This window comes from Pseudomonas sp. G1002 (assembly GCF_013385455.1).
GTDB lineage: Bacteria > Pseudomonadota > Gammaproteobacteria > Pseudomonadales > Pseudomonadaceae > Aquipseudomonas.
The window spans coordinates 1,885-27,717 of the sequence record NZ_JACAPY010000042.1; the positions used below are offsets into that span (position 1 = coordinate 1,885).

General features: G+C 60.8%; 20 protein-coding genes and 4 tRNA genes. 10 read left to right on the top strand and 14 right to left on the bottom strand.

The window, feature by feature from the left end; all coding sequences use genetic code 11:
• Window positions 1-117: 117 nt before the first annotated feature.
• Window positions 118-663 carry a TetR/AcrR family transcriptional regulator gene (locus HX801_RS26490; protein ID WP_032898567.1) on the bottom strand — a complete coding sequence of 182 codons (546 nt, stop codon included), beginning with the start codon at window positions 661-663 and terminating at the stop codon, window positions 118-120.
• Window positions 664-754: 91 nt separating this feature from the next.
• Between HX801_RS26490 and HX801_RS26495 the strand changes: the two genes are divergently transcribed.
• From HX801_RS26495 to HX801_RS26515, 5 genes are all read left to right on the top strand, one after another.
• The gene (locus HX801_RS26495; protein WP_003212382.1) at window positions 755-1,948 is read left to right on the top strand and encodes an MFS transporter; all 1,194 of its coding nucleotides are present in this window, start codon (window positions 755-757) and stop codon (window positions 1,946-1,948) included.
• A 41-nt stretch (window positions 1,949-1,989) separates the two neighbouring features.
• A complete protein-coding gene (locus HX801_RS26500; protein ID WP_177023017.1) occupies window positions 1,990-2,301 on the top strand; it encodes a cupin in 312 nt (103 codons plus the stop codon).
• A gap of 106 nt (window positions 2,302-2,407) precedes the next feature.
• Window positions 2,408-3,562: a TDT family transporter gene (locus tag HX801_RS26505; protein WP_177023018.1), complete on the top strand. Its 1,155-nt coding sequence runs from the start codon at window positions 2,408-2,410 to the stop codon at window positions 3,560-3,562.
• Between the two features lie 69 nt (window positions 3,563-3,631).
• Window positions 3,632-5,506, top strand: a complete 1,875-nt coding sequence (locus HX801_RS26510) for an MFS transporter (protein WP_008430445.1) — start codon at window positions 3,632-3,634, stop codon at window positions 5,504-5,506.
• 176 nt (window positions 5,507-5,682) lie between these two features.
• Window positions 5,683-7,164 (top strand): M91 family zinc metallopeptidase, encoded by a 1,482-nt coding sequence (locus HX801_RS26515; RefSeq protein WP_177023019.1) that lies wholly within the window; start codon window positions 5,683-5,685, stop codon window positions 7,162-7,164.
• A gap of 78 nt (window positions 7,165-7,242) precedes the next feature.
• On the opposite strand, the gene sugE is transcribed toward HX801_RS26515, so the two are convergent.
• The 3 genes from sugE to rdgC all read right to left on the bottom strand — a co-directional run bounded on the left by sugE (window position 7,243) and on the right by rdgC (window position 9,706).
• Window positions 7,243-7,557: a quaternary ammonium compound efflux SMR transporter SugE gene (gene sugE / locus HX801_RS26520; protein ID WP_003190128.1), complete on the bottom strand. Its 315-nt coding sequence runs from the start codon at window positions 7,555-7,557 to the stop codon at window positions 7,243-7,245.
• A gap of 107 nt (window positions 7,558-7,664) precedes the next feature.
• On the bottom strand, window positions 7,665-8,630 hold the full coding sequence (locus HX801_RS26525) for a bile acid:sodium symporter family protein (RefSeq protein WP_003212369.1): 966 nt from the start codon (window positions 8,628-8,630) through the stop codon (window positions 7,665-7,667).
• 155 nt (window positions 8,631-8,785) lie between these two features.
• Window positions 8,786-9,706 carry a recombination-associated protein RdgC gene (gene rdgC, locus HX801_RS26530; protein WP_008430455.1) on the bottom strand — a complete coding sequence of 307 codons (921 nt, stop codon included), beginning with the start codon at window positions 9,704-9,706 and terminating at the stop codon, window positions 8,786-8,788.
• A gap of 161 nt (window positions 9,707-9,867) precedes the next feature.
• Between rdgC and HX801_RS26535 the strand changes: the two genes are divergently transcribed.
• Together HX801_RS26535 and HX801_RS26540 are read left to right on the top strand one after the other, a co-directional pair.
• Window positions 9,868-9,943 (top strand) — tRNA-Val (locus HX801_RS26535).
• Between the two features lie 19 nt (window positions 9,944-9,962).
• Window positions 9,963-10,039: transfer RNA gene (locus HX801_RS26540), tRNA-Asp, on the top strand.
• 148 nt (window positions 10,040-10,187) lie between these two features.
• Here the strand turns inward: HX801_RS26540 and HX801_RS26545 are convergent.
• The 3 genes from HX801_RS26545 to HX801_RS26555 all read right to left on the bottom strand — a co-directional run bounded on the left by HX801_RS26545 (window position 10,188) and on the right by HX801_RS26555 (window position 14,180).
• The gene (locus tag HX801_RS26545; protein WP_177023020.1) at window positions 10,188-12,596 is read right to left on the bottom strand and encodes a TonB-dependent siderophore receptor; all 2,409 of its coding nucleotides are present in this window, start codon (window positions 12,594-12,596) and stop codon (window positions 10,188-10,190) included.
• 77 nt (window positions 12,597-12,673) lie between these two features.
• Entirely contained in the window at window positions 12,674-13,654 is a 981-nt protein-coding gene (locus HX801_RS26550) for a FecR family protein (RefSeq protein WP_177023021.1), read from the bottom strand.
• 7 nt (window positions 13,655-13,661) lie between these two features.
• Entirely contained in the window at window positions 13,662-14,180 is a 519-nt protein-coding gene (locus HX801_RS26555; RefSeq protein ID WP_177023022.1) for a sigma-70 family RNA polymerase sigma factor, read from the bottom strand.
• A gap of 201 nt (window positions 14,181-14,381) precedes the next feature.
• On the opposite strand from HX801_RS26555, the gene HX801_RS26560 reads away from it, so the two are divergent.
• A tRNA-Val gene (locus tag HX801_RS26560) sits at window positions 14,382-14,457 on the top strand.
• A gap of 19 nt (window positions 14,458-14,476) precedes the next feature.
• A tRNA-Asp gene (locus HX801_RS26565) sits at window positions 14,477-14,553 on the top strand.
• Between the two features lie 78 nt (window positions 14,554-14,631).
• On the opposite strand, the gene HX801_RS26570 is transcribed toward HX801_RS26565, so the two are convergent.
• Complete coding sequence (locus HX801_RS26570; RefSeq protein ID WP_177023023.1) at window positions 14,632-16,146, bottom strand: MFS transporter; 1,515 nt, start codon at window positions 16,144-16,146, stop codon at window positions 14,632-14,634.
• A 105-nt stretch (window positions 16,147-16,251) separates the two neighbouring features.
• Here HX801_RS26570 and HX801_RS26575 point away from each other — a divergent pair, with 105 nt between their 5' ends.
• Window positions 16,252-17,175, top strand: coding sequence for a LysR family transcriptional regulator (locus HX801_RS26575; protein ID WP_003219432.1), 924 nt, complete (start codon window positions 16,252-16,254; stop codon window positions 17,173-17,175).
• On the opposite strand, the gene HX801_RS26580 is transcribed toward HX801_RS26575, so the two are convergent.
• The 6 genes from HX801_RS26580 to kdpF form a co-directional block, all read right to left on the bottom strand.
• The gene (locus HX801_RS26580; protein ID WP_003219430.1) at window positions 17,135-17,827 is read right to left on the bottom strand and encodes a response regulator; all 693 of its coding nucleotides are present in this window, start codon (window positions 17,825-17,827) and stop codon (window positions 17,135-17,137) included. The genes HX801_RS26575 and HX801_RS26580 overlap by 41 nt on opposite strands.
• Entirely contained in the window at window positions 17,824-20,475 is a 2,652-nt protein-coding gene (locus HX801_RS26585) for a sensor histidine kinase KdpD (protein WP_177023024.1), read from the bottom strand. Before HX801_RS26585 ends, HX801_RS26580 begins: the two co-directional genes overlap by 4 nt.
• Window positions 20,476-20,604: 129 nt before the next feature.
• Entirely contained in the window at window positions 20,605-22,677 is a 2,073-nt protein-coding gene (kdpB, locus tag HX801_RS26590; protein WP_177023025.1) for a potassium-transporting ATPase subunit KdpB, read from the bottom strand.
• Window positions 22,678-22,688: 11 nt separating this feature from the next.
• Window positions 22,689-23,348 (bottom strand): K(+)-transporting ATPase subunit C, encoded by a 660-nt coding sequence (gene kdpC / locus HX801_RS26595; protein WP_177023026.1) that lies wholly within the window; start codon window positions 23,346-23,348, stop codon window positions 22,689-22,691.
• Window positions 23,349-23,358: 10 nt separating this feature from the next.
• Window positions 23,359-25,065 (bottom strand): potassium-transporting ATPase subunit KdpA, encoded by a 1,707-nt coding sequence (gene kdpA, locus HX801_RS26600; RefSeq protein ID WP_177023027.1) that lies wholly within the window; start codon window positions 25,063-25,065, stop codon window positions 23,359-23,361.
• A 108-nt stretch (window positions 25,066-25,173) separates the two neighbouring features.
• On the bottom strand, window positions 25,174-25,272 hold the full coding sequence (gene kdpF / locus HX801_RS32335) for a K(+)-transporting ATPase subunit F (RefSeq protein ID WP_003219423.1): 99 nt from the start codon (window positions 25,270-25,272) through the stop codon (window positions 25,174-25,176).
• Window positions 25,273-25,833: the final 561 nt, after the last annotated feature.

A 25,833-nucleotide genomic window follows, 5' to 3' on the forward strand; every position in this document is an offset into this window, starting at 1 on the left:
GTGGGGCAAGAGCGTTTTGCTTACTTTTGCGCTTTTCAAAAGTGAGCCGCTGTAAGAGCGGAACCATAAGTGGCCGTTACCGCAGCAACGGATATACACCCAAACCCAAAAACCACCTCACCCCCGCAAAGCCAACTCAATCAACTCATGCAGCTCCTCAACCTCCAACGGCACAGTAGAAAACAAACTGCGAAACACGGTGGGCGCAACGATCAAATTGATCAGCCGATCCACGCTGGGAAGTGTCCCGGCGTCGTCGGTGTACCGATCCAGGATCGTCTCCAACTGCCCGGTGAGAATCCCCACGCAATACCCCGGCGCTTGACTGCATTGCACATCACGCATCATCTCGCGGCCAAGGTCCGAGCTCATCTCATCACGGTATTGCTCACCCCAGGCCCGCAGGTCTCCGCGCAGGCTGCCGGTATCAGCCGGCTCACTGTCCGGGCGCAGACGGGCCATCGCAACATCGGCCAGCAGCGCCGCCAAGTCACCCCAGCGCCGGTAGATGGTCGAAGGCGTCACTCCGGCGCGCGTGGCTATCTGCGGCACGGTCACGCTGGAACGGTCCTGCTCTTCGAGCAATTCACGCACCGCCGAATGCACTGATTCCTGGACCCGGGCACTACGGCCCCCCGGGCGGAGGCCTTCTTTTATCGCCATGCGTAAAACCTTAACACAAAGAATTTGCTTTAAGCGCCATCCGGTAGCACACTCCGCAAAAGCAAAATATTAGCTTTAGCGGAGCGTGCCCATGTCCAGCGTTACTTCTCATCGTTCCAGCCTGGTGTTTCTGGCGATCACCTTGCTGACGTTTCTCGCCGCCTCCAGCGCGCCGACCCCGTTGTACCACCTCTATCAAGAGGGCCTGCACTTTTCGGCGGCGATGTTGACCCTGGTATTTGGCATTTACGCCTTGAGCCTGCTGGCTGCATTGCTGACCGTGGGTTCACTGTCGGACCACCTGGGGCGCAAGCCGGTAATTTTTGCCGCGCTGCTCCTCGATATGCTGGCGATGCTGCTGTTTATCAATGCCGACAGTGTCGGCTGGCTGATTGCCGCCCGCACGGTACAAGGCTTTGCCACCGGCATGGCCACCGCCGTACTGGGCGCCGCATTGCTCGACACCGACCGCCAGCAAGGCCCGCTGATCAACAGCGTAGCGCCTTTGCTGGGCATGGCCTGCGGGGCCATGGGCTGCAGCCTGCTGGTGGAGTTCGCGCCGATGCCGACCACGTTGATTTACTGGACCCTGCTCGGGTTGATGATCCTGCAGGCATTGTACGTCTGGCGCCTGCCGGAGACAGTCAGCCGGATTCCGGGGGCCCTGGCCTCGCTATGGCCCACCTTGCATGTACCGCCCCAGGCCCGACGCGCCTTGTGGATCTCGTTGCCGGTAGACGTAGCCGTATGGGCCATGGGCGGTTTTTATCTGTCCCTGGCGCCCTCGCTGGTGCGGGCGGCGACCGGGTCCACCTCGAACCTGATCGGCGGCGGGCTGGTGGCGGTGTTGACGCTGAGCGGTGCGGTGATGATTTTCAGCCTGCGCAACCGCCCGGCGGACAAAGTCCTGCGGTTGGGCGCCGTGCTGCTGGCGGTGGGTGTTGCGCTGATCCTCACGGCCGTCCACAGCGCCAGCCTGCCGCTGTTCTTCATTGCCACGCTGATCGCCGGCGGTGGTTTTGGCTCGGGATTCCTCGGTGCGCTGCGCAGTGTTTTGCCGTTGGCCTTGCCCCATGAGCGGGCGGGCTTGATGTCGGCGTTCTATGTGCTGAGTTACCTGGCGTTCTGCGTGCCGTCGCTGTTGGCGGGCAACTTGACGCGCACCTTCGGTTTGATCGCCACCACCGACGGTTATGGCGTGGTGCTGATCGTATTGGCACTCGGCGCGTTGGTGGCGTTGCTAATGCAGGATTTGGCGAAGAGCAGGGCGACGGCGGGTAATTGATTCGGTAATAATTCGTCACCCTTACGCCTTGGGATTCACCCATGAAGATCATCCGCAGCAAAGAATTCACCGGCAGCCGCGCCTGGGAGGCGCTGGACATCGCCAATATGAACGGCATCACCACCCGTTTGCATTGGACCGACCAGCCGTATCGCTGGCACGTGAATGACGGTGAAGAGGTGTTCGTGGTGCTTGATGGCCAGGTGCAGATGCACTATCGCGAAAACGGCAGCGAACAGATGGCCTTGCTTCAGGTAGGCGACATCTTCTACGCCAGTGTCGGCACCGAGCATGTGGCCCATCCACAGGGCCCCGCACGGATTCTGGTGATTGAAACCGAAGGCAGCATTTAATCACATATCTACTAAACAGATAACAGTTAGAGATATTACCCGTTATATAGATATTCGATTCGGTTCTACCATGGTCTCAACCTCATGCGAGGAAGAGGACTACACCATGACTTGCCCGAATACGCTTCACAGCAGCTTGAAACCCTTCAGTCACCTGACCCGTCCCCGGGAAGTGATTCGCCAGTTCACCCCCAACTGGTTTGCCGCCACCATGGGCACCGGGGTGCTGGCGTTGGCGCTGGCGCAATTGCCGGTCAACCTGGCGGGGCTGCACGCCGTGGCCGAAGGGCTGTGGCTGTTTACCATTGGCCTGTTTGTGCTGTTCAGCGTGCTGTATGCGGCGCGCTGGGTGATGTTTTTCCACGAGGCCCGGCGCATTTTCGGGCACTCCACGGTGTCGATGTTCTTCGGCACCATCCCCATGGGCCTGGCGACCATTATCAACGGCTTCCTGCTGTTCGGCGTGCCGCGCTGGGGGGATGGCGTGGTGCAACTGGCCGAGGTGCTGTGGTGGCTCGACGTCGCGATGGCCCTGGCCTGCGGGGTGCTGATCCCGTTCATGATGTTCACCCGCCAGGAACACAGCATCGACCAGATGACTGCCGTGTGGCTGTTGCCGGTGGTGGCCGCGGAAGTCGCCGCCGCCAGCGGTGGCCTGCTGGCGCCGCACCTGGCCGACGCCCATTCGCAACTGGTGATGCTGGTGACCAGCTACGTGCTGTGGGCGTTTTCCCTGCCGGTGGCGTTCAGCATCCTGACCATCCTGATGCTGCGCATGGCCCTGCATAAACTGCCACACGCCAATATGGCCGCGTCGAGCTGGCTGGCTCTCGGTCCCATCGGCACCGGTGCCCTGGGCATGCTGGTACTGGGCGGTGATGCACCTGCCATCTTTGCCGCCAACGGTCTGCCCGGCGTCGGTGAGATGGCCAACGGCATCGGCCTGGTCGCAGGCATCACCCTGTGGGGCTTCGGCTTGTGGTGGATGCTGATCGCGGTGCTGATCACCGTGCGTTACCTGCGGGCGGGCATTCCGTTCAACCTTGGCTGGTGGGGTTTCACCTTCCCGTTGGGTGTGTACTCGCTGGCCACGTTGAAACTGGCGAGCACCTTGCACCTGGGTTTCTTCAGTATTGTCGGCAGTGTGCTGGTGGCGGCGCTGGCGTTGATGTGGCTGATCGTCGCCAAGCGCACGGTGCAGGGCGCCTATAAAGGCGAGCTTTTTGTATCGCCGTGCATTGCAGGACTAGCGAATAAGTAAGCAGGATTAGGTAAAGTCGTGGCCTGGAAAAACCAATAACAGCCTTCAGGCCACGCAGGAACACGGACGATGAGCCACCCCTCGCAATTCACTTTGCTGCGCAAACGGCGTTTCCTGCCGTTCTTCATTACCCAGTCCCTTGGTGCGTTCAACGACAATATATTCAAGCAGTCGTTGATCCTGGCGATTCTCTACAAGCTGACCATCGAGGGCGACCGCTCGATCTGGGTCAATCTCTGCGCGTTGCTGTTTATCCTGCCGTTCTTCCTGTTCTCGGCCCTGGCCGGGCAATTTGGCGAGAAGTTCAACAAGGACGCGCTGATCCGGGTGATCAAGATCGGCGAAATCGTGATCATGTCCGTAGGCGCGGTGGGTTTCATGTTCAACCACCTGGAGCTGATGCTGCTGGCGCTGTTTGCCATGGGCACGCACTCGGCGCTGTTCGGGCCGGTGAAGTACTCGATCATGCCCCAGGCCCTGCACGAAGATGAGCTGGTGGGCGGCAATGGCCTGGTGGAAATGGGCACGTTCCTCGCGATCCTCGCGGGCACCATTGGCGCCGGGATCATGATGTCGTCCACCCATTACGCGCCGGTGGTCTCGACGGCCATCGTCGGCATTGCGGTGCTGGGCTACCTGGCCAGCCGCAGCATTCCGCGCGCGGCGGCGTCCAGCCCCGAGATGCGCCTGAACTGGAATATCTTCAGTCAGTCCTGGGCCACCTTGAAGCTCGGCCTGGGGCAGACACCGGCGGTGTCGCGCTCGATTGTCGGCAACTCGTGGTTCTGGTTTGTCGGCGCGATCTACCTGACGCAAATCCCGGCCTACGCCAAGGAATGGATGTACGGCGACGAGACTGTGGTAACGCTGATCCTCACGGTGTTCTCGGTGGGCATCGCACTGGGTTCGATGCTGTGCGAAAAGCTCTCCGGGCGCAAAGTCGAGATCGGCCTGGTGCCGTTCGGCTCGTTCGGTTTGACCGTTTTCGGCCTGCTGCTGTGGTGGCATTCCGGCGGCTTCCCGCAGAACGTCCAGGCCAACGACTGGATCGCCGTGCTGAGTTACGGCCAGGCGTGGTGGGTGTTGTTCGATATCCTCGGCCTTGGCGTATTCGGCGGCTTCTATATCGTGCCGCTGTACGCGTTGATCCAGTCGCGTACCGCCGAGAACGAGCGGGCGCGGGTGATCGCGGCCAACAACATTCTCAATGCGCTGTTCATGGTGGTCTCGGCGATCGTCTCGATCCTGCTGCTGAGCGTGGCCAAGCTGTCGATTCCCGAGTTGTTCCTGGTGGTGTCGCTGCTGAACATCGCGGTCAACACCTACATCTTCAAGATCGTGCCCGAGTTCACCATGCGTTTCATGATCTGGCTGCTCAGCCATTCCATGTACCGCGTCGAGCACAAGAACCTCGAGCTGATCCCGGACGAGGGCGCGGCGTTGCTGGTGTGCAATCACGTGTCGTTTGTCGATGCGCTGTTGATTGCCGGTTCGGTGCGTCGGCCGATTCGTTTTGTCATGTACTACAAGATCTACAACCTGCCGGTTTTGAACTTTATCTTCCGCACTGCCGGGGCGATTCCGATTGCCGGGCGGCATGAGGACATCCAGATCTACGAAAAGGCCTTCCAGCGGATTGCCCACTACCTTAAAGACGGCGAGCTGGTGTGCATCTTCCCGGAAGGAAAATTGACCTCCGATGGCGAGATGAACGAGTTCAGAAGCGGCGTGACGCGGATTCTTGCAGAGACGCCGGTGCCGGTGATTCCGATGGCGTTGCAGGGGTTGTGGGGGAGTTTCTTCAGTCGCGATCCGAACAAGGGCTTCTTCCACCGGATCTGGTCGCGAGTGACCCTGGTGGCCGGCGCGCCGGTGACGGTGGAGGCGGCGACGCCAGAGGCGTTGCATGGTCTGGTTGGCACGTTGAGGGGTGATCTCAAGTAGTCAAGTTCTGGTGCTCAGGACCTTCTGCGCTGAAGGGCCTGGGCAGGGACTGACTTTGATGTGGGACAACGCTTGCAGTTTGTAGTTTTGGGTAATAAATCACTCATCCTGCGGAACCATTTCTTTCTAATTGCCACGCAGTCATCGTAGTTGTCTAACCCTAAGGATGATTTTCGATGAACATGCAAGTGAGTACTAACCCTCCCGCTTTACAACCGCCTTTACATACTCTTTCTACAGCACCCTCCGATAAGTTACAGGATAAACAGGGCGAGCCTTCTGCGCCGATAAAGATCATCCCGAATATGCCATTCAATGAAGGTGGGGTCCAGATAGATTTAAGTGTTAGGGGCGGCGGGCGTGGTTTTTTCTCCCCGCCAAAAGACCAGGCGTTAACGATTAAGACGGGTGACAGCGCGGACAAAATTCATATTAAAAATTCGGCTGATGGAGGATTGACTGCCGAGATTAATGGCAAGACCTACGACATTCCTTTCGATACCAAGAGTAATGGTCAGCAGCATCTTGAGATCCAAAGCAACGGCGGAGACGACAATGTCACTATTGACGACGACGTAAAAGTGCCCGTCAGCGTCAAGCTGGGAGCCGGCAACGATCGATTCAACGCTGGAGGCGGCAGGACCAATGTCTACGGCGGTGTTGGTAATGACACCATTCAATTGGGCAGCGGTGTCGGGTATGCCGAGGGCAACGATGGGGATGACACGATCACCGGAGGCTCGGCATATAGCGTCATGTATGGGGGTAACGGCAACGACAAGTTGCGGGGAGCAGGTGGTGGCACTTACATGGACGGTGGCAGCGGCAATGATTCGCTGCGTGGGGGCGGTGGGAAGAACGTCATGAATGGCGGGAAGGGAAATGATGTTGTAGATGGTGGTGCTGGTCAGAATACAATTTATACCGGCAAGGGGCAGGATACGGTTAATTCAGTATCTGATAAGGATATTGTTTACGGCAAGAAAGACGACACTATAAAACGCACGGGGAACTCTAAGTTCGTTGAGGTGACGCCGTCTGACGTTGGTAAAAAAGCGTTTGAGGTTAAAGGGGATGGTGAGTTCAAGCAGCGCGTTGAAGATGATTTAGAGTTTTTTCGGGGTTCTCCAGTAGGGCAAAAAATGCTTGGGGCGTTAGACAAGACTCCCGCGCCGATAAAAATAGAGAAGGTGCCAGAGTCGGAGGGTATCTTTTATAAGTACGGACGTAAGGACTTACAACCACTCAATGAGCACCCACCTCAAGATTCGCAACACGGATTCATCACTAATAACACGCCAGGTATGCCGGCTGATGATGCAACAGTCTCCTACAACCCTTCGTTCATTATGGACAAGTACGAGCGTCCAGGCGTCTCAACCCTGTTCCATGAGTTCGCCCATGCGTACGACGGTGTCGACGGTAAGTTCTTGCCCGGAGAAACTGAAGTACCGCCAGAAACTAGCGATCCCCGCAGGCCAACTCGTGAGCCAAATTTGGAGCGGCAAGCCGTTGGGTTACCAACGGACGGTGAACCTTATGATTTTGATAATGACCCCTCAACGCCCCCTACCAGTACAAACCCGGAGCCGTATAACGAAAATGCACTTTACAAGGAATGGGGGAAAGAACCGCGTGAACGCTACTATGACGTCTGATGCATCACAGAGTAGTAAATAGCGTGCCGTACTCGGTGGACTATTAAGTCCACCTTGTTTTTATTGCCGGTGAGTGGCTCAGGCGCTGATCTTGAGCCCGATCAGCCCACAGATAATCAACGCCACACTGGCCAGTCGAAACAGCGCCATGGACTCCCCGAACAGGATAATCCCGGCAATCACCGTGCCCACTGCACCGACGCCGGTCCAGATGGCATAGGCGGTACCCAGTGGCAGCTCCTTCATGGCCAGCCCCAGCAACCCGAGGCTGACGGCCATGGCGGCAATCGTCAGGGCCGTGGGCAGTGGCTTGCTGAAACCATCGGTGTACTTCAGTCCGACGGCCCAGCCGACTTCAAACAGTCCGGCAAAAAACAGAATGATCCAGGACATGGTGACCTTCCTTTATAGAAGTGGGGTCGTCCCCGGATTAAGCGCTTGATTGCGTCGCGAGGTCGTCCCCGCGAAGCCCGTTAGAGTGCCGAATATTGATCAGGTGATCAAGTTTCGGACTTGCCCGCCAACAATTCGCGGTCTTCCTTTTCGCTCATTCGCCGGAAGTACGTAGCCAGGAGTGCCCCGGAAATATTGTGCCAGACGCTGAACAGCGCACTCGGCACCGCCGCCAGCGGCGAGAAATGCGCACTTGCCAGTGCGGCGCCCAAGCCGGAGTTCTGCATGCCCACTTCCAGCGACAGGGATTTGCGTTGTGCCAGCGGCAGCCCGAACACACGGCCGGTGAAATAGCCCAGCAGGAAGCCAAAGGTGTTATGCAGGATCACCACCGCCATGATCAGCAGGCCCGACTCGGCAATCTTCGCCTGGCTGGCCGCCACCACGGCGGCGACGATCGCCACGATGCTGACCACCGACACCAGCGGCAACACCTCGACCGCATGCCGTACCCGGGCGCCCAGCAAGCGCTGCGCCACCACGCCCAACACGATCGGCAGCAGTACCACTTGCAGGATCGACCAGAACAACTCCATGAACGACACCGGCAACCAGGCCGAGGCCAGCAGCCAGATCAGCGCGGGCGTCAGCAGCGGAGCGAGGAGGGTGGTGACGGCTGCAATGGCCACCGACAGGGCCAGGTCGCCCCGGGCCAGCCAGGTCATGACGTTGGACGACGTGCCGCTCGGGCAGCAGCCGACGAGGATCACACCGACGGCAATTTCCGGTGGCAGGTGAAAGACCTGGCACAGCAGCCAGGCCACGCCGGGCATGATCACGAAATGCGCGACGACACCCAATGCCACGCGCCACGGATGGCGCGCGACTTCAGCGAAATCTTCAAGTTTGAGGGTCAGCCCCATGCCGAACATCACCAGGCCCAACAGCGGCACGATGGCGCCTTTGAGGCCGAGAAACCAGGCGGGTTGCAGGAACGCAACCACGGCAAAAATCAGCACCCAGTAGGCGAAGGTATTGCCGACGAAACGGCTCAAGGCGGCGAGTGCACGCATGGGGTTGGTCCTTGTTATTCGATTTTGGAAGTGCGCATGCGATCAAATGTGGGAGCGGGCTTGCTCGCGAATGCGGTGTGTCAGCCAGGAAGATATCAACTGAAAGGACGCATTCGCGAGCAAGCCCGCTCCCACATTTTGATCTTCACAAGGCTTTAGATACCTTGTGGGGTTTCTTCGCCACCCAGTGCCTCAACCAACGCCGGCAGGAAGTCGCCAAACGTCAGCATCATCAGGGTAAAGCTGGCGTCCTGCTGGCCCAGTGCTTCGTCGCCGCCGTCCTGTTCCGCCTGATCCTGCAGCAGGTCTTCGAACTTCAGGCGCTTGACGGTCATTTTGTCGTCCAGCATGAAGGACAGCTTGTCCTGCCAAGCCAGGGACAACTGGGTCACGACTTTGCCGGTGGTCAGGTGCAGTTGGATCTCTTCGCCGGTCAGGTCCTGGCGTTTGCAGCGCACGATGCCGCCGTCTTCGTGGGTGTCGCGCAGTTCGCATTCGTCGAGGACGAAGAAGTCATCGGCCGGTTTCTGGGTGGTGACCCAGTCGGTCATGATGGCGGTTGGCGCGGTTTTCACGGTCAGCGGACGTACTGGCAGGGTGCCGATCACTTCACGCAGGGTGGACAGCAGGTCTTCGGCACGTTTCGGGCTGGCCGAGTTCACCAGGATCAGGCCCTGTTTCGGCGCGATGGCGGCGAAGGTCGACGAGCGACGGATAAACGCGCGCGGCAGGAAGGCCTGGATGATTTCATCCTTGATCTGGTCGCGTTCCTTTTTGTAGACCTTGCGCATTTGCTCGGCTTCGATCTCTTCGACCTTTTCCTTCACCGCATCACGCACCACGCTACCCGGCAGGATACGTTCTTCCTTGCGCGCAGCGATCAGCAGGAAATCACCGCTGACGTGCACCAGTGGCGCGTCTTCGCCTTTACCGAAAGGGGCGACGAAACCGTAAGTGGTCAATTCCTGGCTTGCACAAGGGCGCGCCAGTTTGGTGGCCAGTGCAGTTTCCAACGCCTCGGCATCAACAGGCAGATCTTGGGTCAGGCGATAGATAAGCAGGTTTTTGAACCACATGGGGTGAGTCTCTCCTTATATACAAAGGGGGGCATTATTCTCCTCATGGCGTCATAGGCCAACCCTCGCTAAGCCATTGGAAGGCCTGAAAAAAATTATTTAAGAAAGTGCTTGCCAGACCATGGGTCGCTCCGTAGAATGCGCGCCACACCGAAAGTGAAGGGTGATTAGCTCAGCTGGGAGAGCGTCTGCCTTACAAGCAGAATGTCGGCGGTTCGATCCCGTCATCACCCACCATTCGCTTTATGTGTTACGCGCAGCGGTAGTTCAGTCGGTTAGAATACCGGCCTGTCACGCCGGGGGTCGCGGGTTCGAGTCCCGTCCGCTGCGCCATATTCGGTCACCTGGAACGCTGAACGCCAGGTACCACAGGAAGCCCGCTCATTGAGCGGGCTTTTTGCTGTCTGGGGTTTGCAAGAAACCGCCGGTCTAAAAAACGCCCCCGATCATGTGCCGTGATCGGGGGCGTTTTTTATGGGGTTTAGAAATCCCAGCGGGTACTGACCATTACGTTGCGAGGGTCGCCGTAGTACGACGAGTTGTAGAACCCGATGTTGGTGTAATACGACTTGTCGAACACGTTGTTGACGTTGACGGTCGCCGACACGCTGTCGGTGATCTGATAGCGGGCCATCAGGTCCACCAGCCAGTAGGGATCCTGGGCAAATTTTTCTTGAGCGCCGCCCTTGGCCCAGTTGCTCAGTACCTGCCAGCCTTGACCCTGCCAACGCGCGCCGCCGCCGAGGGTGAGTTTGTCGAGGCTGCCGGTCAGCTTGTAGCTGGTATAGACATTGACCTGATCTTCCGGCTCCCAGGTCGATACCTTCTTGCCGCTTTCATCACGGGCAATCTTGTGGGTGTAGCCTGCCTGCAACTGCCAGCCGGGTGTCAGCTCGCCAGAGATTTCCGCCTCATAACCCTTGGTTTTCGAAGTGATCGGCTTATAGGCGTAGTCGCGAGCGGGGCTGGTTGGATTGGCGTTGTACTCCGTATCTTCCTCGGGGCGGTTTTTTTCGTGAACCTCGAAGTAGGCGATGCTGGAATTCAGGCGCCCTTCGAAGAATTCACCTTTGAGCCCCACTTCGTAGTTCTTGCCTTCATCCGGCTCCAGCAATTTGTTGTTGCGATCACGGTTGAACGACTGCGGCAGGAAAATTTCCGTGTAACTGGCGTAGGCCGACACGTTGTCGTTGAGGTCGTATACCAGGCCCGCATAGGGCAAGACCTTGCCGCTTTTTTTCGTATCACTGGTGCCGGTGACCTGGAAGTCTGCAACGCGCGTGCCCAGCAGCAGCGAAAGATCGTCCGTGAGGCTGAAGCGAGCGGTCATGTAGCTGCCGGTCTGGCGGGTGATTTCATCGTTTTTGTTGGTGACTTCGCCCCAGTCCGGCTTCGGGATGTCGCCGTTCCAGTTGTAATAGTCGAAGTTATTGTTGGGCAGGCTGGCGTTGGTGTAGTCCTTGCCTTTCCAGTGGGAGCGGGAAACCGAGGTGCCGACCACCAACTGGTGTTCTCGGCCAAACAGGTCGAAGGGGCCAGAGGTGTAAAGGTCGGCGCTGTCGCTGACGGTTTCACCTGTGTATTTGCGCGCCAGCACTGAGGGCAAACCTGGGCTCACGAAACCCAGGGGGGCGTTGTAACCGTTGATTTGATGGTTGTACTGACCTTTGGCGACCCAGCCATTTTCGAAGCTGTGTTCAAGGGTGGCAAAGGCGGTGCGTGTGTACTGCTGCCAACTGCTCCACCGTGGCCCGTTGTTGAATGAGCGCTTGGAGCCAATGCGATTGCCGGATTCGTCATACAGCGAGGCACTGCCGGTCCAGCTTGAGCCTTTGGGGTCATTATCCTGATAGTCCGCGCCCACGGTCAGCAGGGTATCCGGCGACAGGTCCGCCTCCAGGATGCCGTAGTAGACGCTGGTTTTGCGTTGGTAATGGTCCATGAAGGACTGTTTGTCTTGATGGGCCGCCACGGCTCGGCCGCGGATGTTCCCGGTTTCGGTCAAGGGACCGCTGACGTCAACTTCCGATCGGTAGTTGTCCCAGGAACCGGCGCCAAGGTCGATATGGCCCTTGAATTCCTGGGTAGGTTTCTTGCGGATCATATTGATGGTGCCACCAGGGCCACCGGCGCCAGTGAGCAGGCCAGTGGCGCCCTTGAGGATTTCTACCCGGTCATAGATCACCATGTCGGTGAGGGTATGGCCGGACGAATACTGCGGGTCTTGCAGGATAGGAATACCGTCGTACTGGAAGTTGCGAATCGCGAAGCCGCGGGAGTAATAGCTGGTACGGTCGCTGTCATACGTTGCCACGGTGATGCCCGGGGTATGGCGCATCACGTCGTCGATGGAGTTGAGGCCAAAGTCATCCATGGCCTGGCGGGTGACCACCGAGATCGATTGCGGAGTTTCCCGTGGCGTCAGCACCAGGCGGGTAGCGGTGGCGATGGTGCCGGGAGTGTAAGAGCCGGAGCCTTCGGTAATGGTGCCGAGTTGGTTGGCGCTGATCTGCGTCGCCCCCAGCTCCACGGCGCCGGTGGGGGTAGGGTTGGCTTCCAGTGCGTAGACCTGATCACCTTTGACTGCCCGATAACCACTGCCACGCAGCAGCTTTTCAAACCCAACCTCCACGCTATAAGTGCCTTTGAGTCCCGGGCCCGCGAGCCCCTGCAGGTTCTGGGACTGGAACACGATAGCCACGCCCGCTTGCTGGGCGAACTGGTTGAGTGTGGCGCCCAGCGGCCCGGCAGGTATGTCGTAGGCTTGGGCCGCAACGGCTACCGTGTCGGCCTGGGCCAGATGGGTATTGAGCAGCGTCGTCGCGAGCAGTGTGAGGGTCAGCGGCGCGCTGCTCAGCAGGCGTCTGCGAGGCTTGGAAGGGAAGGGCATGGTGAGGGCAGTCCTTTAGTCATCGGTATACCTTCCTTGACGGGCAACCCGAAAAAAAGCGGAAGCAATGCGAATAATTATTTTTTGCTCTCGGTATCCGGGCTGACAATTATCAGCCATGGGGTAAAGGTTTTCAGCGTGATCGGCAGGGTTTGAGCCAGCATCTGCAAGGTGCGGTCGGTGTTATCCAGGGGAAGTACGGCCGAGACCTTGAGACTGGCCAGTGCGGCGCGATCAAACTGCAAGCGGCCCGAACGGTGACGGGCGATCTCATCCAGCACTTCCGGCAACGGTCGGTTATCCACCACCAGTTGATGGCGGCGCCAGGCCCCATTGATGCTCGCCGTATCGATGCTGCCGGAGAGGCGCACGGCATCTTTGCTGAGTCGCGCCTGTGAGCCGGCGTCCACTTCCAGCGTCTGCTGGCCATTCGCGCTTTGGGCGGCAACGCGGGATTCGAGCATGCTCAGCACCGTAACGTCATCCTCGCGCCTGACCACAAATCGCGTACCCAGGGCGCGCAGGGTGCCTTGGGCGGTCTGCACCACAAATGGCCGTTCGCCATCGTGGGCCACTTCCACCAGGATCTCGCCTTGCAGCAATTCGATGCGGCGCTGCCGGCTGTCGAAATGCAGATTCGCCGCACTGATGCCGTTCAGGGTCAGCGTCGAGCCGTCCGCCAGCCGCAGGGTTTTCCATTCGCCGGGGCCGTTGTGCACATCGGCCATCCATTGTTGTGGATAAGGACTGTAGAGCAGCGCCATGGCGGGAAGGCCCAGGCTGCAGGCCAGTACCAACGCGCGGACGTAGTTTTTGCGCGCCTTCCCATGCCGGGGAAAGGCCGCACTCAAGGCCGCCCGGGCCGGTGCCTTTTGCCCGCGCAGGGCCTGCATCCGCGCAATCACATCTTCCATGCGCGCTGCTGATGCGGCGTGTTGCGGGCCTTGCTGCTTCCAGCGCTCGAACGCCTGGCGCTGGGCCTCGGTCAATTCACCTTCGTGCAGGCGAATCATCCATTCGGCGGCTTGTTCATCGATCTGTTGGCGGGAGGCGGGCATGTGCGGTTCAGATATCCACGCTGTGGCTGCAATGCAGCAGGGCCTGGATCAGGTATTTGCGTACCGTACGTTCCGACAGCTTCAGTTGTCGGGCGATTTGCTGCTGGGTCAGGTCTTCGAGGTAATACAGCACAAACGCCTGACGCACATTGTCGTGCATGCCTTCCAGCATGAAGGCAATGTGCTCGAGGGCTTCCAGGGTGGTGTGGATCTGTTCGGGCGACTGGAAACCTTCCAGGGTTTCCACCGTCAGCATCAATTCCTGAAGGTAGGCGTGCTCAATCTGCTTGCGCCGTGCCTGGTCGATGATCAGCCGCCTGGCGGTGGTACTTAAATAGGCGCGGGGTTCGCGGATGGCGGTCACCGACTCGCGGGCGTGCAGAATCCGCGCGAAGGTGTCCTGCGCCACGTCGGCGGCGTTATGGGTACAGCCCAGTTTGCGGCGCAACCAAGTGAACAGCCAGCCGTGATGCTCGCTGTACAGCTCGGTAATCTCCCGTTGGAACGGCGGTTCACCCACAGACATAAGGCCCGGCCCAGGTGTTATTGAGAATAATTGTTAATTGTGGGGCCAAGGCTTGGGCAAACGCAATAGACTCGCGTTTGCACCCAAAGCGCCGGTTTTGCGGGGTGCGCGGGGTCGAAGACAAAATATTTTAAATAAATTGCATTTAAATCATGACATTACGGAAAAATGCTATAGAATGCGCCCCACACCGAAAGTGAAGGGTGATTAGCTCAGCTGGGAGAGCGTCTGCCTTACAAGCAGAATGTCGGCGGTTCGATCCCGTCATCACCCACCATTCGCTTTATGTGTTACGCGCAGCGGTAGTTCAGTCGGTTAGAATACCGGCCTGTCACGCCGGGGGTCGCGGGTTCGAGTCCCGTCCGCTGCGCCATATTCGGTCACCTGGAACGCTGAACGCCAGGTACCACAGGAAGCCCGCTCATTGAGCGGGCTTTTTTGTGCCTTGGATTCAGCTCAACGACTGAATGCCCGGTTCGGTTTGCACGGGTGCAATGCTGTTTCGCCCCATGAAGGCCAGGACCACCAACGCCGTCAGCACGGTGAATCCCGCGAGCAGTTGCAGCAAGGTGTTGAACCCCGCGATGTAGGCGCTGCGCAGTGCTTCCCGCGGAAGGGCGGCCGAGGCCAGTTGCACGTTGCCCATGACCAGGCCTTGGGCAATCACTGACACGTCGGCCCCTGCGCGACCCTTCAGGTGATGTGCCACCAATGCGCCCAATACCGCCATCGTAATCGCCAGCGCCACGCCTTCACTGGCCACGCGGGTGGTGTTGAAAATCCCCGCCGCCATTCCCGCTCGCTCCTTGGGCACCACGCTGATCGCCAAGCCATCCATCAAACCCCACGGCAGCCCGGTGCCGATCCCGATGACCAGCATTGCGGCGATGGTCTGCGCAGGCTGGTTGGCCAGGCTTAATCCCCACAGGCCCACCGCCGCGATCAGCAAGCCAATGGCACACAACAGTCCTGCTGAGAGCCAGCGGGTCAGCGATGCGGCGATCATCGGCACCACCAGCATCGGTGCCGATAACGCGAGCATCATCAAACCCGCGTCCAGCGCGCTGGCGCCTTCCACACCGATAAACCGCAGGGGCAGCAACACGATCAGCACGATGTAGCAGTAACAGGTACCGATCGGCAGGAGCTGCACGCCAATAAAACGCGGGAAGCGAAACAGCCGCAGCTCCAGCATCGGTTGGCTGGAGCGGTTTTCGACGAGGACAAACACCAGCAAAAACACCGCCGCCGCGATCAGCAGGGCATCAACCAGCGGCGACGTCCAGCCGTGCTCCGGCGCGAGGATCACCGCCGTGGTCAGGGCCACCAGCATCGCGGAAAACGTCAGTACACCAGCGGTGTCCAGCCGCATCGCTTGCGGGTCGCGGCTTTCACGCATTTTGGGCGCGGCAAACAGCAGCGAAATACCGGCCAATAATGCAGTGCCGAGAAAAATCGAGCGCCAGTCCCAGTGCTCGATCAGCACCCCCGACAGCAATGGCCCAAACGCCAGGCCTGCACCGAATGTGGTGCCCAGCAAGCTGAAGGCGCGGGTGCGGGCATGGCCGTCAAACTCCTGGGCCAGCGCCGCACAGCCACTGGCCAATGCCGTAGCCGCCGCGACGCCCTGCACACCACGCAACACATCCAGCCAGAAAATCCCCGGTGCCACTGCCAGCAGCAAGGAGACCACGGTAAACAGCGCCATGCCCCACAAGAAAAGACGCTTTCTCCCATAGAGGTCGGCGAGGGTGCCGGCGGCCATCAACAGGCTGCCGAAACTCAGCATGAACGCGTTGGTGATCCACGCCAGCTGGCTGGGCTGGGCGGCAAATGCCTGGCCGATAAAGGGCGTGGCGACGGCGCCGCCGGTAAAGCTCATGGGCAATACCAGGGCGGCCAGGCAAATGGCCGCCAGGATGGAATATCGGCCATGGGCGGGCGCAGATTCGGTTGTAGTGGTCATAGGGGCATTCCCGCGAGTTTGAAGATTAAAAGACTCTAATCAGGATGCAATCGCGGATAAACGGGCTTACATTCCTTTCATAACGGACTTGATGGATGCAATGACGTGACCGATAACCTGAGCGGCGTGATCGCCTTCGTGAAAACCGCGGAAGCCCTGAGCTTCACCGGCGCGGCCCGGGCGATGGGGATTTCCGCTTCGGCGGTGGGCAAGAATGTCGCCAAGCTTGAGGCGTCACTGAATGTGCGGCTGTTGCACCGCAGTACGCGCAAGGTCAGCCTCACCGCCGAAGGCCAATTGTTCTACGAGCGCAGTCGGAAAATTCTCGACGACCTGCAAGACGCCCGCGCCATGCTTTCCCATGCGATGCAGGCACCCCGGGGCAAACTGCGGGTCAGCCTGCCCACCATCGGTTATCGCTTTCTCTTTCCGCACATGATGGCGTTCCGCAAAGCCTACCCCGAGATCGAACTGGAGCTGGATTTCAACGACCATCTGGTGGACGTGATCGAGGAGGGCTTCGACGTGGTCATCCGCAGCGGTGGCCTGGCGGACTCGACCCTGATGGCCCGCAAGCTGGGGCCGTTCAGGTTTGTGCTGTGTGCATCGCCCCAATACCTACGAGCCAACGGCCGGCCAGAAACCCTGAGCGAACTGGAGCATCACCCGTGCTTGCGTTACCGCTTCGCCACCACCGGCAAAATCATGGACTGGACCTTGTCCGCCAACCCGGCCATCACCCAATTGCGCCTGCCCACCGCGCTGACCCTGAACAACATGGAGGCCATGCTCCGGGCCGCGATGGACGGCCATGGGGTTGCCTACGTGCCAGACTTCCTGGCCCGCGAAGCACTCGCCCAGGGCCAGCTGGAAACCGTGCTCGACGGCCATTCCGATGACCAGGGGCAGTTCTGGGCGCTTTGGCCATCCAGCCGGCATCTCTCGCCGAAGATCCGCGTGTTTGTCGACTTCGCCGCCGCGCACCTGTTCACAAGCCTACCAACCGGTAGCCCACCTGCAACTCGGTGATGAAGTACTGCGGCTGGGCCGGGTCCGCCTCCAGCTTCTGCCGCAGGTGCGCCATGTGCACCCGCAGGTAGTGGGCGCGGTCCACGTAATCCAGGCCCCACACCTCGAGCAATAATTGCCGGTGGGTGAGCACCCGGCTCTGCCCGCGAATCATCGCGCACAGCAGGCGGTATTCGATGGGCGTCAGGTGCACCGGCAGGCCTTGGCGCCATACTTCATGGGTCGCCAGGTCCACCTCGATATCGCCAAACGCCACCTTGCTGGTGGCCGCCACGGTGCCGGTCTGCCCATGACGGCGCAGTTGCGCACGGATGCGCGCAAGCAACTCGGGTACGCCGAAGGGTTTGGTCAGGTAGTCATCGGCGCCGGCGTCCAGGGCGGCGACTTTTTCCTCTTCGCGATCCCGTGCCGACAACACCAGGATCGGCACCGCCAGCCATCCCCGCAGCTCGCTGATCAGCTGTTTGCCGTCGCCGTCCGGCAGGCCGAGGTCGACGATCACCAGGTCCGGCTGACGGCTGGAAGCGTGGATCAACGCGCGTTTGACGCTGTCGGCCTCGAACACCTGGAAGCCCTCATCCTGCAGGGCGATGCCGACAAAACGGCGGATGTTGGCCTCGTCTTCAACAATCAGAATGCGTGCAGTGCTCATAGGGCGTCCATTGGGGGCGGAGTACCCGCCGGTAAAGTGATGACGAAATGCATGCCGCGCTCGCTGCCGGGTCTGGCTTCGATGCGCCCGCCGTGGGCTTCGACGATGCGCTTGGCCAGGGCCAGGCCCAGGCCGATTCCGGCGACCGAGGATTCCTGCTGGCCACGGGCAAACGGTTCGAACAGATTGGCCGGCGCGCTGCCCGGGCCGGTGTCGCTGACTTCCAGCAGGATGTTGTCCGAAACGGCGCGGGCGGCCACGGTAATGACCGTGCCCGGCGGGGTGTACTTGGCGGCGTTGTCCAGCAGGTTGACCAGCACCCGTTCGATCAGCAGCGCATCGACTTCCACCAGCGGTAATTGCGGGTCCAGCGTCGTATTCACCACATGCCGGGCCAGTGGCTCACGCAACTGGCGCAGGGCGCTGCCGACGATCTCTTCCAGCAAATGCCATTGCCGGTTGAGCCGCACGCCGCGCTCTTGCATGCGGGCCATGTCCAGCAGGTTTTCGATCAGGCGTTGCATCGAGGTCGCCTGCTCATGAATACCGTGCAGCAACGCGGTCAGCGGCCCCGGCGGCGCATGGGGCAGGGCGGTATCGGCCGCGCCGATCAGAGTGGTCAAGGGCGTGCGCAAGTCGTGGGAAATCGCCGCGAGCAAGGTGTTGCGCATCTTCTCGCCTTCCATCTGCACCAACGTGCTTTGCGCCACTTCGACGAAGTGCACGCGCTCCAGGGCAATCGCCAGCTGGCTCATGCAGGCTTCCAGCAGACGGCGTTCTTCGGGCTCGTTGAGGCGTTCGTTTTGCGCCAGTTCCAGCACCAGCACACCGCGCACGCGCATCGGGGCCTTGAGTGGCAGATAGCACCCCTTGGCGGCGGCCAAGGTGTCGGTGCCCTGGCCGGCGGATTGGCCGTGGTCGTAGGTCCATTGGGCGATGCTGTCGTCGATCGGCAGCCCGCCCGCGCCCACGCTGTGCACGCCGTCCGCGGCGTCCGGCAAGGCCAGGCCGACCCGCGCCTCGAACACGCCGCTGAAGGTGCGCAGCGCCACTTCGCTGATCTGCTCCACGGTCAACGCGGCCGACAGGTCCCGGGCCAGACGCGCCAGGGAAGTAGCGCGGCGTTCCCGGGCAGCGGCGGTGCGCGCTTCGTGGCGCAGGCGGGCGGTGAGTTGCCCGGTGATCAGGGCGATGCCGAGCATCAGCGCGAAGGTGAAGAAATACTGGGTGTCGTTGACGGTAAACGAGTAGCGCGGCTGGACGAAAAAGAAGTCGAAACACAGCACCGCGAGCATCGCTGCCCACACGCCGGGGCCGCGTCCAAACCGCAGGGCCACCAGCACCACCGTGAGCAGGAACAGCATCACCACGTTGGCCAGGTCGAACACCTGCAGCAGCAGCGCGGCGATGGCGCTGGCGGTGAAACAGGCGAGTGTGGACCAGAGGTAGGCCAGGGTTCTGCCGGGCGCTGGCGTAGGTTTTTCAATGGCAGGAACAGTGCCCGGCAGTACGCCATGGGCGATCACGATCTGGTCGATCTGCGGATGGTGCCGGCTGATCCGGTCGCTCACCGACTGATGCCAGAACCGCCATGCCCGGCGCGGATGATGGCCGAGCACCAGGCGATTGGCGTTGTGTTCCCGGGCACAGGCGGCCAGTGCTTCGGCGACGTCCATGCCCGGTAGCGTAGCGGTGTCGGCGCCGAATTCGCTGGCCAGGGCCAGGGTTTTCATTGCTGTGAGATAACGCTTGGCGCCGCGGCCCTGGGCTGCCGTGACGTGCACCACGATCCAGTCCGCCTCGAGCTTTTGCGCCAGGCGCGCGGCTTCTCGCACCAGGCGTTCATCACCGGCGTCACCGGCCACGCCTACCAGCAATCGCTCGCGGGCGGGCCACAGGGTCTTGATCGACTGTTCGCGACGGTACACGCGCATCTGCGTGTCGACCCGGTCGGCCGTGCGGCGCAGGGCCAGTTCCCGCAGGGCGAGCAGGTTGCCCTTGCGGAAAAAGTGCCGCGACGCACGTTCGGCCTGAGGGCCCAGGTACACCTTGCCGTCCTTCAAGCGTTGCAGCAGATCATCCGGCGGCAGGTCCACGACGACCACTTCGTGGGCATTGTCGAACACGTGGTCCGGTACGGTTTCCCGCACGCGAATGCCGATGATCCCACTCACCAGATCGTTAAGGCTTTCCAGGTGCTGGACGTTGAGGGTGGTCCACACGTCGATGCCGGCGCTGAGCAGTTCTTCCACGTCTTGCCAGCGTTTCGGGTGGCGCGAGCCGGGCACGTTGCTGTGGGCGAGTTCATCCACCAGCAGCACGGCGGGATGGCGTTGCAGGGCCGCGTCGAGGTCGAATTCGGTGAGGGTGAAATCGTGATGCAGGCGGTGGGCGCGGGGCAGTTGTTCGAGGCCGTTGAGCAGGTTGGCGGTTTCCTGGCGGCCGTGGGTTTCCACCACGCCGGCGAGTACGTCGCGCCCCAGGCTGACTTCCCGTTGCGCCGCGTCAAGCATGGCGCAGGTCTTGCCCACCCCGGCGTTGGAGCCGAAGTAGATACGCAGTTTGCCGCGCAAGGCGGCCTGTTCTTCCTGCTGGACTCGGGCGAGAAGGGCGTCGGGGTCGGGGCGTTCTTCGTTTAATGCGGGCATGTCATTCCTGGTCAATGCGGTTCAATGGTGGGAGCGGGCTTGCTCGCGAAAGCGGTGTGTCAGTGACAGTCGAGTTGGCTGACACTCCGTATTCGCGAGCAAGCCCGCTCCCACATTGGGTTTGCGGTGCTACACGAGACCCAGCCCGGTCAGCACCAGGTCAATCAGCTTGATCCCGGCAAACGGCACCAGCACCCCGCCCAGGCCATAGATCAGCAGGTTGCGATTGAGCAACGCTGCCGCGCCAATCGCCCGGTACGTCACGCCGCGCAGGGCCAACGGAATCAGCGCCACGATGATCAACGCGTTGAAAATCACCGCACTGAGGATCGCCGAGTTGGGGCTGCTCAGGTGCATCACGTTCAGCGCGCCGAGCTGCGGATAGGTCGCGACAAACGCCGCCGGGATGATCGCGAAATATTTCGCCACGTCATTCGCCACGCTGAAGGTGGTGAGCGCGCCACGGGTCATCAGCATCTGCTTGCCCACCTCGACCACTTCGATCAGCTTGGTCGGGTTGCTGTCGAGGTCGACCATGTTGCCGGCCTCTTTCGCTGCCTGGGTGCCGCTGTTCATCGCCACCGCCACGTCGGCCTGGGCCAGCGCCGGGGCGTCGTTGGTGCCGTCGCCGGTCATGGCCACGAGCTTGCCCTGGGCCTGGTAGTCGCGGATCAGCTGCAGCTTGTCTTCCGGGCGCGCCTCGGCGAGGAAGTCATCCACGCCGGCTTCCACCGCAATCGCGGCGGCGGTCAGGCGGTTGTCGCCGGTGATCATCACGGTCTTGATGCCCATGCGCCGCAATTCGGCGAAGCGCTCCTTGATGCCGCCCTTGACCACGTCCTTGAGCTCCACCACGCCGAGTGCTTTGGCCCCGTCCGAGACCACCAGCGGAGTGCTGCCGCGTCGCGATACTTCGTCGACCTTGGCCTGCAATGCAGCCGGAAAGCTCCCGCCGAGTGCTTCGATATGACTGCGAATCGCATCCGCTGCACCCTTGCGAATACCGCGGCCTTCGGGCAGGTCGACGCCGCTCATGCGGGTCTGTGCAGTGAAGTGCACAAAGCTTGCGCCGAGGGCGTTGATGTCCCGCGCGCGGATGTCGAACTTCTGCTTGGCCAGCACCACGATGCTGCGGCCTTCCGGGGTTTCGTCGGCCAGGGACGCCAGTTGCGCCGCGTCGGCCAGTTCAGCTTCCTTGACCCCCGGTGCCGGCAGGAAACTGCTGGCCTGGCGATTGCCCAACGTGATGGTGCCGGTCTTGTCCAACAGCAACACGTCGATGTCACCCGCCGCCTCAACGGCGCGGCCGGAAGTGGCGATCACATTGGCCGACATCATGCGGCTCATGCCCGCCACGCCGATGGCCGAGAGCAGGCCGCCGATGGTGGTGGGAATCAGGCACACCAGCAACGCCACCAGCACCGTGGCGCTGATCACGTTGCCACTGCCACTCATGGCCACGGCAAAGATCGAGTACGGGCTCAGCGTCGCGATCACCAGCAGGAACAACAGGGTCAGGCCCACCAGCAAAATTGTCAGGGCGACTTCGTTGGGCGTTTTCTGACGCTTGGCGGATTCGACCATCGAGATCATGCGGTCGAGGAACGACTCGCCCGGGTTGACGCTGATGCGCACCACCAGCCAGTCCGACAGCACCCGCGTGCCGCCGGTGACCGAGGAAAAGTCGCCGCCGGCCTCGCGAATCACCGGTGCCGATTCGCCGGTGATTGCGCTTTCGTCCACCGAGGCCACTCCTTCGATCACCACGCCGTCCAGCGGCACCAGGTCGCCGGCTTCGATCAACACCACCTGGTCTTTGCGCAACAGCGTGGCTTCGGTCGGCAGCCACGCGGCGCCGTGTTTGGGTTGTTGCAGCAACTTGGCCAGGGTCTGGCGCTTCATCCCGCGCAGGCTGGCGGCCTGGGCACGGCTGCGGCCTTCGGCCAGGGCCTCGGCAAAGTTGGCGAACAGCACGGTAAACCACAGCCACAAACAGATGCTGAGGATAAAGCCGCTGGGCGCTTCACCCTGGCCACCCAGGGACTGGAACCACAGCAGCGTGGTGAGGAGGCTGCCCAGGTACACGACGAACATCACCGGGTTTTTCCACTGCGCCTGGGGCAGCAGTTTCTTGAACGCATCCCCGCAGGCGGTGAGCACGATGGCGCGATCAAACAGAGGTAAACGAGCATTCTTGATCATGGGGGAATCTCTTACTCACTGGCCGCAATGGGGGGCTGGCGCAGAGGCAGGCGGGCGTCCAGCGCGAGGTTGAGTTGCAGCACATTGACCCGTGGTTCGCCGAGCAAACCCAGGGTGCGTTCCGCGGTGTTTTCGTTCACCAGTTGCAGCAGTTCGGCTTCGGGGATCTGTCGCAGGCGGGCGACCCGGGCCAGCTGGATGCGTGCGTTGGCCACGGAGATATGCGGGTCCAGGCCGGAGGCGGAAGCGGTGACCGCATCCACCGGCACCTGGGCCTCGGCGGCGAGGCCGTTGTCCTGGCGGTAGGCTTTAACCCGGGCCGCGACCTGGTCCACCAGTTTCTGGCTGGTAGGGCCCAGGTTGCTGGCGCCGCTGGAACCGGCGTTGTACGGCTGGGAGACACTTTTGCTCGGGTCTTGCGGGTTGGTACCGAGGGTCATGCTCGGGCGGCCGTGGAAGTAGCCGGGCCTGGTAAAGTCCTGGCCGATCAACGCCGAGCCGATCACCAATCCGTCGCGTTCAATCAGCGAGCCCTGGGCCTGGAACGGGAACAGCAACTGCGCGGCAAAGGTGGTGAAGACCGGGTAGGCGAGGCCGGTCAGCGCCATGAAAAACACTGCCGAAACCAGCACCGGGCGCAACAGCCCTTTGAATATCGATTGAGTCGTCATCAACGTGTCCTTAGTTGTACGTCTGGCCGGACAGCAACTGCAGTTGCTCCACCAGCGGACCGAGCGCGAGCGCCGGCAGGAAAGTCAGGCCGCCCACCACCAGCACCACAAACACCACCAGCACCATGAACAGCGGGGTTGCGGTGGGGATGGTGCCGGCGCCGGCAGGCACGGTCTTTTTCATCGCCAGGGAACCGGCCACGGCGAGCATCGGCAGCATGGTGAAGAAGCGCCCGACCAGCATCGCCAGGCCAATGGTGGTGTTGAAGAACGGCGTATTGGCGTTCAGCCCGGCGAACGCCGAACCGTTGTTGGCGGTGCCCGAGGTGTAGGCGTAGAGCACCTCGCTGAAACCGTGGGGGCCGAGGTTATTCAGGCTGGCCATGGTGTCGGGCCACAGGGCGGCGAGGGCGGTGAAACCGAGGATGCTGATGGGGTGCGCGAGCACCGAGAGCATCACCAGTTTTATCTCCCGAGCCTCGATCTTCTTGCCGAGGAATTCCGGGCTGCGGCCGATCATCATGCCCACCAGGAACACCGTCAGCAGCGCGTACTGGATCAGGTTGATAAAGCCCACGCCGTCGCCGCCGAACACGCAGTTGAGCATCATCTGCGCCAGGGGCACGAAGCCGCCCATGGGGGTCAATGAGTCATGCATCGCGTTGACCGAACCGGTGGTGGCCGCGGTGGTGGTGGCGATAAACAGGCTGCTGTCGGCAATGCCGAAACGCAGTTCCTTGCCTTCCATATTGCCGCCGCTTTGTTCGATGGACAGCGCCTGGTTGGCACCGGCCTGGGTCAGCAGCGGGTTGCCGTTTTGCTCGGCGCCATACACCAGAGCGAGAAAGCCTAAGAACATCACCAGGAAGGTGCCGAAAAACACCCAGCCCTGACGGCGTTGCAGCAGCATGCTGCCGAAGGTGTAGGTCAGCGCCGACGGGATCAGCAACATGCTGAGGATGTGCAGGGCGTTGGTCAGCGGCGTCGGGTTTTCGAACGGGTGCGCGGCGTTCATGCTGAAGAAGCCGCCGCCGTTGGTGCCGATATGCTTGATCGATTCAAAGCTCGCCACGGCGCCGACAATCAGTTGTTGCTGCGCGCCTTCCAGGGTGGTGGCCAGGGCTTGGGAGGAAAAGGTCTGCGGCATGCCTTGCCACACATACACCAGGGCCATGCCCACGCACAGCGGCAGCATCACGCGGTACAGGGTGCGAGTGAAGTCGACCCAGAAGTTGCCGATATCCGCCGAGCTTGAGCGACTCAGGCCACGGATAAAACCGGCTGCGGCGACCACGCCCGAGGTGGCGCCGACGAACATCAGGAAGGTGATTACTGCCATCTGGCTGAAGTTCGACAGGCTGGTTTCGCCCGAGTACGCCTGCCAGTTGGTGTTGGTGATAAAGGAAGCGGCGGTATTGAACGCCAGGTCCGGGGTTTGTGCGGCCAGCCCGAGTGGGTTGATCGGCATGACGGCCTGTAACCGCAGGATGAGATAGCCGAGCACCATCATCGCGGCGTTCGACAGCAACAGGGCCGAGCCGTAGCGGGCCCAGCTCATGGTTTCCAGCGGGTCGATGCCCAGCAGGCGATAGGTATAACGTTCCGGCAGGGCGTGGCGGGTTCCGGTAAACACCCGGGTCAGCCACTTGCCCATCAGCACGGCGAGCCCGGTCATCAACCCCAGGACCAGCGCAAATTCCAGCAAAGTGCTTAGCATGTCGAGGCTCCGTTCAAATCTTGCCCATGGCGACAATGGCCATGGTTGTCGCGGCGAAAAACACCAGGGAGAGGCCTACAAAAATCATGTCGTACATGGTGGGGCTCCCTAGAACTTTTCGGCGCGAATGAGGGCGTAGCCCAGATAAGCGAACAGCCCGACGGCGCATAGGCCGCTGGCGATATAGATGAACTTGAGTGTGAGCACGGTGGAACTCCCCTGATTAATAAGCCGCGATTGCGGACGCGGGGAGGTTAAGAGGTTGGGTATCAAGTTCGGGCACTGATTGCGGGTTTGGGTATTAAGACGGTGTATAGAGGACGGTGGGGTGGGCGAACGGAAAAAAGGGATAACCCGGGGGCGGGGTATCCCTTGAAGCACTGGGGTTTTGCTGCTTTTGATGATCAGCTTATTTGGCTTTCTTTTTCTTTGATTCGCGGGTGGCGAGTTGTTCGAAGCAAAACGCGGCGGCGCCGAACAGGGCGATCATTGAGAGGACGATCATGCCTAACGTTGAACTTTCCACGATGACTTCCTGCGGGGGTTATTGGGGTGGAGGTCACAGTAGTGGAGGGGGGATTAGTTGCTCAATAGAGACGACTTAAACGTTACGGCTGGGGGTGAATCTATACGGGTTCTTTACGTTGATGTTGGGTGTATATCCGTTTTTTAGGTAACGGCTACTTATGGTTTCGCTCTTACAGCGACTCACTTTGGAAAAGCCCCAAAGTAAGCAAAGGGCTCTGCCCCGCCTGTCGGCGCCTCGCT

Excerpts from the sequence above, each read along its gene's own strand:
- HX801_RS26490 (WP_032898567.1), bottom strand. The coding sequence starts at position 663 with ATGGCGATAAAAGAAGGCCTCCGCCCGGGGGGCCGTAGTGCCCGGGTC.
- HX801_RS26495 (WP_003212382.1), top strand. The coding sequence starts at position 755 with ATGTCCAGCGTTACTTCTCATCGTTCCAGCCTGGTGTTTCTGGCGATC.
- HX801_RS26500 (WP_177023017.1), top strand. The coding sequence starts at position 1,990 with ATGAAGATCATCCGCAGCAAAGAATTCACCGGCAGCCGCGCCTGGGAG.
- HX801_RS26505 (WP_177023018.1), top strand. The coding sequence starts at position 2,408 with ATGACTTGCCCGAATACGCTTCACAGCAGCTTGAAACCCTTCAGTCAC.
- HX801_RS26510 (WP_008430445.1), top strand. The coding sequence starts at position 3,632 with ATGAGCCACCCCTCGCAATTCACTTTGCTGCGCAAACGGCGTTTCCTG.
- HX801_RS26515 (WP_177023019.1), top strand. The coding sequence starts at position 5,683 with ATGAACATGCAAGTGAGTACTAACCCTCCCGCTTTACAACCGCCTTTA.
- sugE (WP_003190128.1), bottom strand. The coding sequence starts at position 7,557 with ATGTCCTGGATCATTCTGTTTTTTGCCGGACTGTTTGAAGTCGGCTGG.
- HX801_RS26525 (WP_003212369.1), bottom strand. The coding sequence starts at position 8,630 with ATGCGTGCACTCGCCGCCTTGAGCCGTTTCGTCGGCAATACCTTCGCC.
- rdgC (WP_008430455.1), bottom strand. The coding sequence starts at position 9,706 with ATGTGGTTCAAAAACCTGCTTATCTATCGCCTGACCCAAGATCTGCCT.
- HX801_RS26545 (WP_177023020.1), bottom strand. The coding sequence starts at position 12,596 with ATGCCCTTCCCTTCCAAGCCTCGCAGACGCCTGCTGAGCAGCGCGCCG.
- HX801_RS26550 (WP_177023021.1), bottom strand. The coding sequence starts at position 13,654 with ATGCCCGCCTCCCGCCAACAGATCGATGAACAAGCCGCCGAATGGATG.
- HX801_RS26555 (WP_177023022.1), bottom strand. The coding sequence starts at position 14,180 with ATGTCTGTGGGTGAACCGCCGTTCCAACGGGAGATTACCGAGCTGTAC.
- HX801_RS26570 (WP_177023023.1), bottom strand. The coding sequence starts at position 16,146 with ATGACCACTACAACCGAATCTGCGCCCGCCCATGGCCGATATTCCATC.
- HX801_RS26580 (WP_003219430.1), bottom strand. The coding sequence starts at position 17,827 with ATGAGCACTGCACGCATTCTGATTGTTGAAGACGAGGCCAACATCCGC.
- HX801_RS26585 (WP_177023024.1), bottom strand. The coding sequence starts at position 20,475 with ATGCCCGCATTAAACGAAGAACGCCCCGACCCCGACGCCCTTCTCGCC.
- kdpB (WP_177023025.1), bottom strand. The coding sequence starts at position 22,677 with ATGATCAAGAATGCTCGTTTACCTCTGTTTGATCGCGCCATCGTGCTC.
- kdpC (WP_177023026.1), bottom strand. The coding sequence starts at position 23,348 with ATGACGACTCAATCGATATTCAAAGGGCTGTTGCGCCCGGTGCTGGTT.
- kdpA (WP_177023027.1), bottom strand. The coding sequence starts at position 25,065 with ATGCTAAGCACTTTGCTGGAATTTGCGCTGGTCCTGGGGTTGATGACC.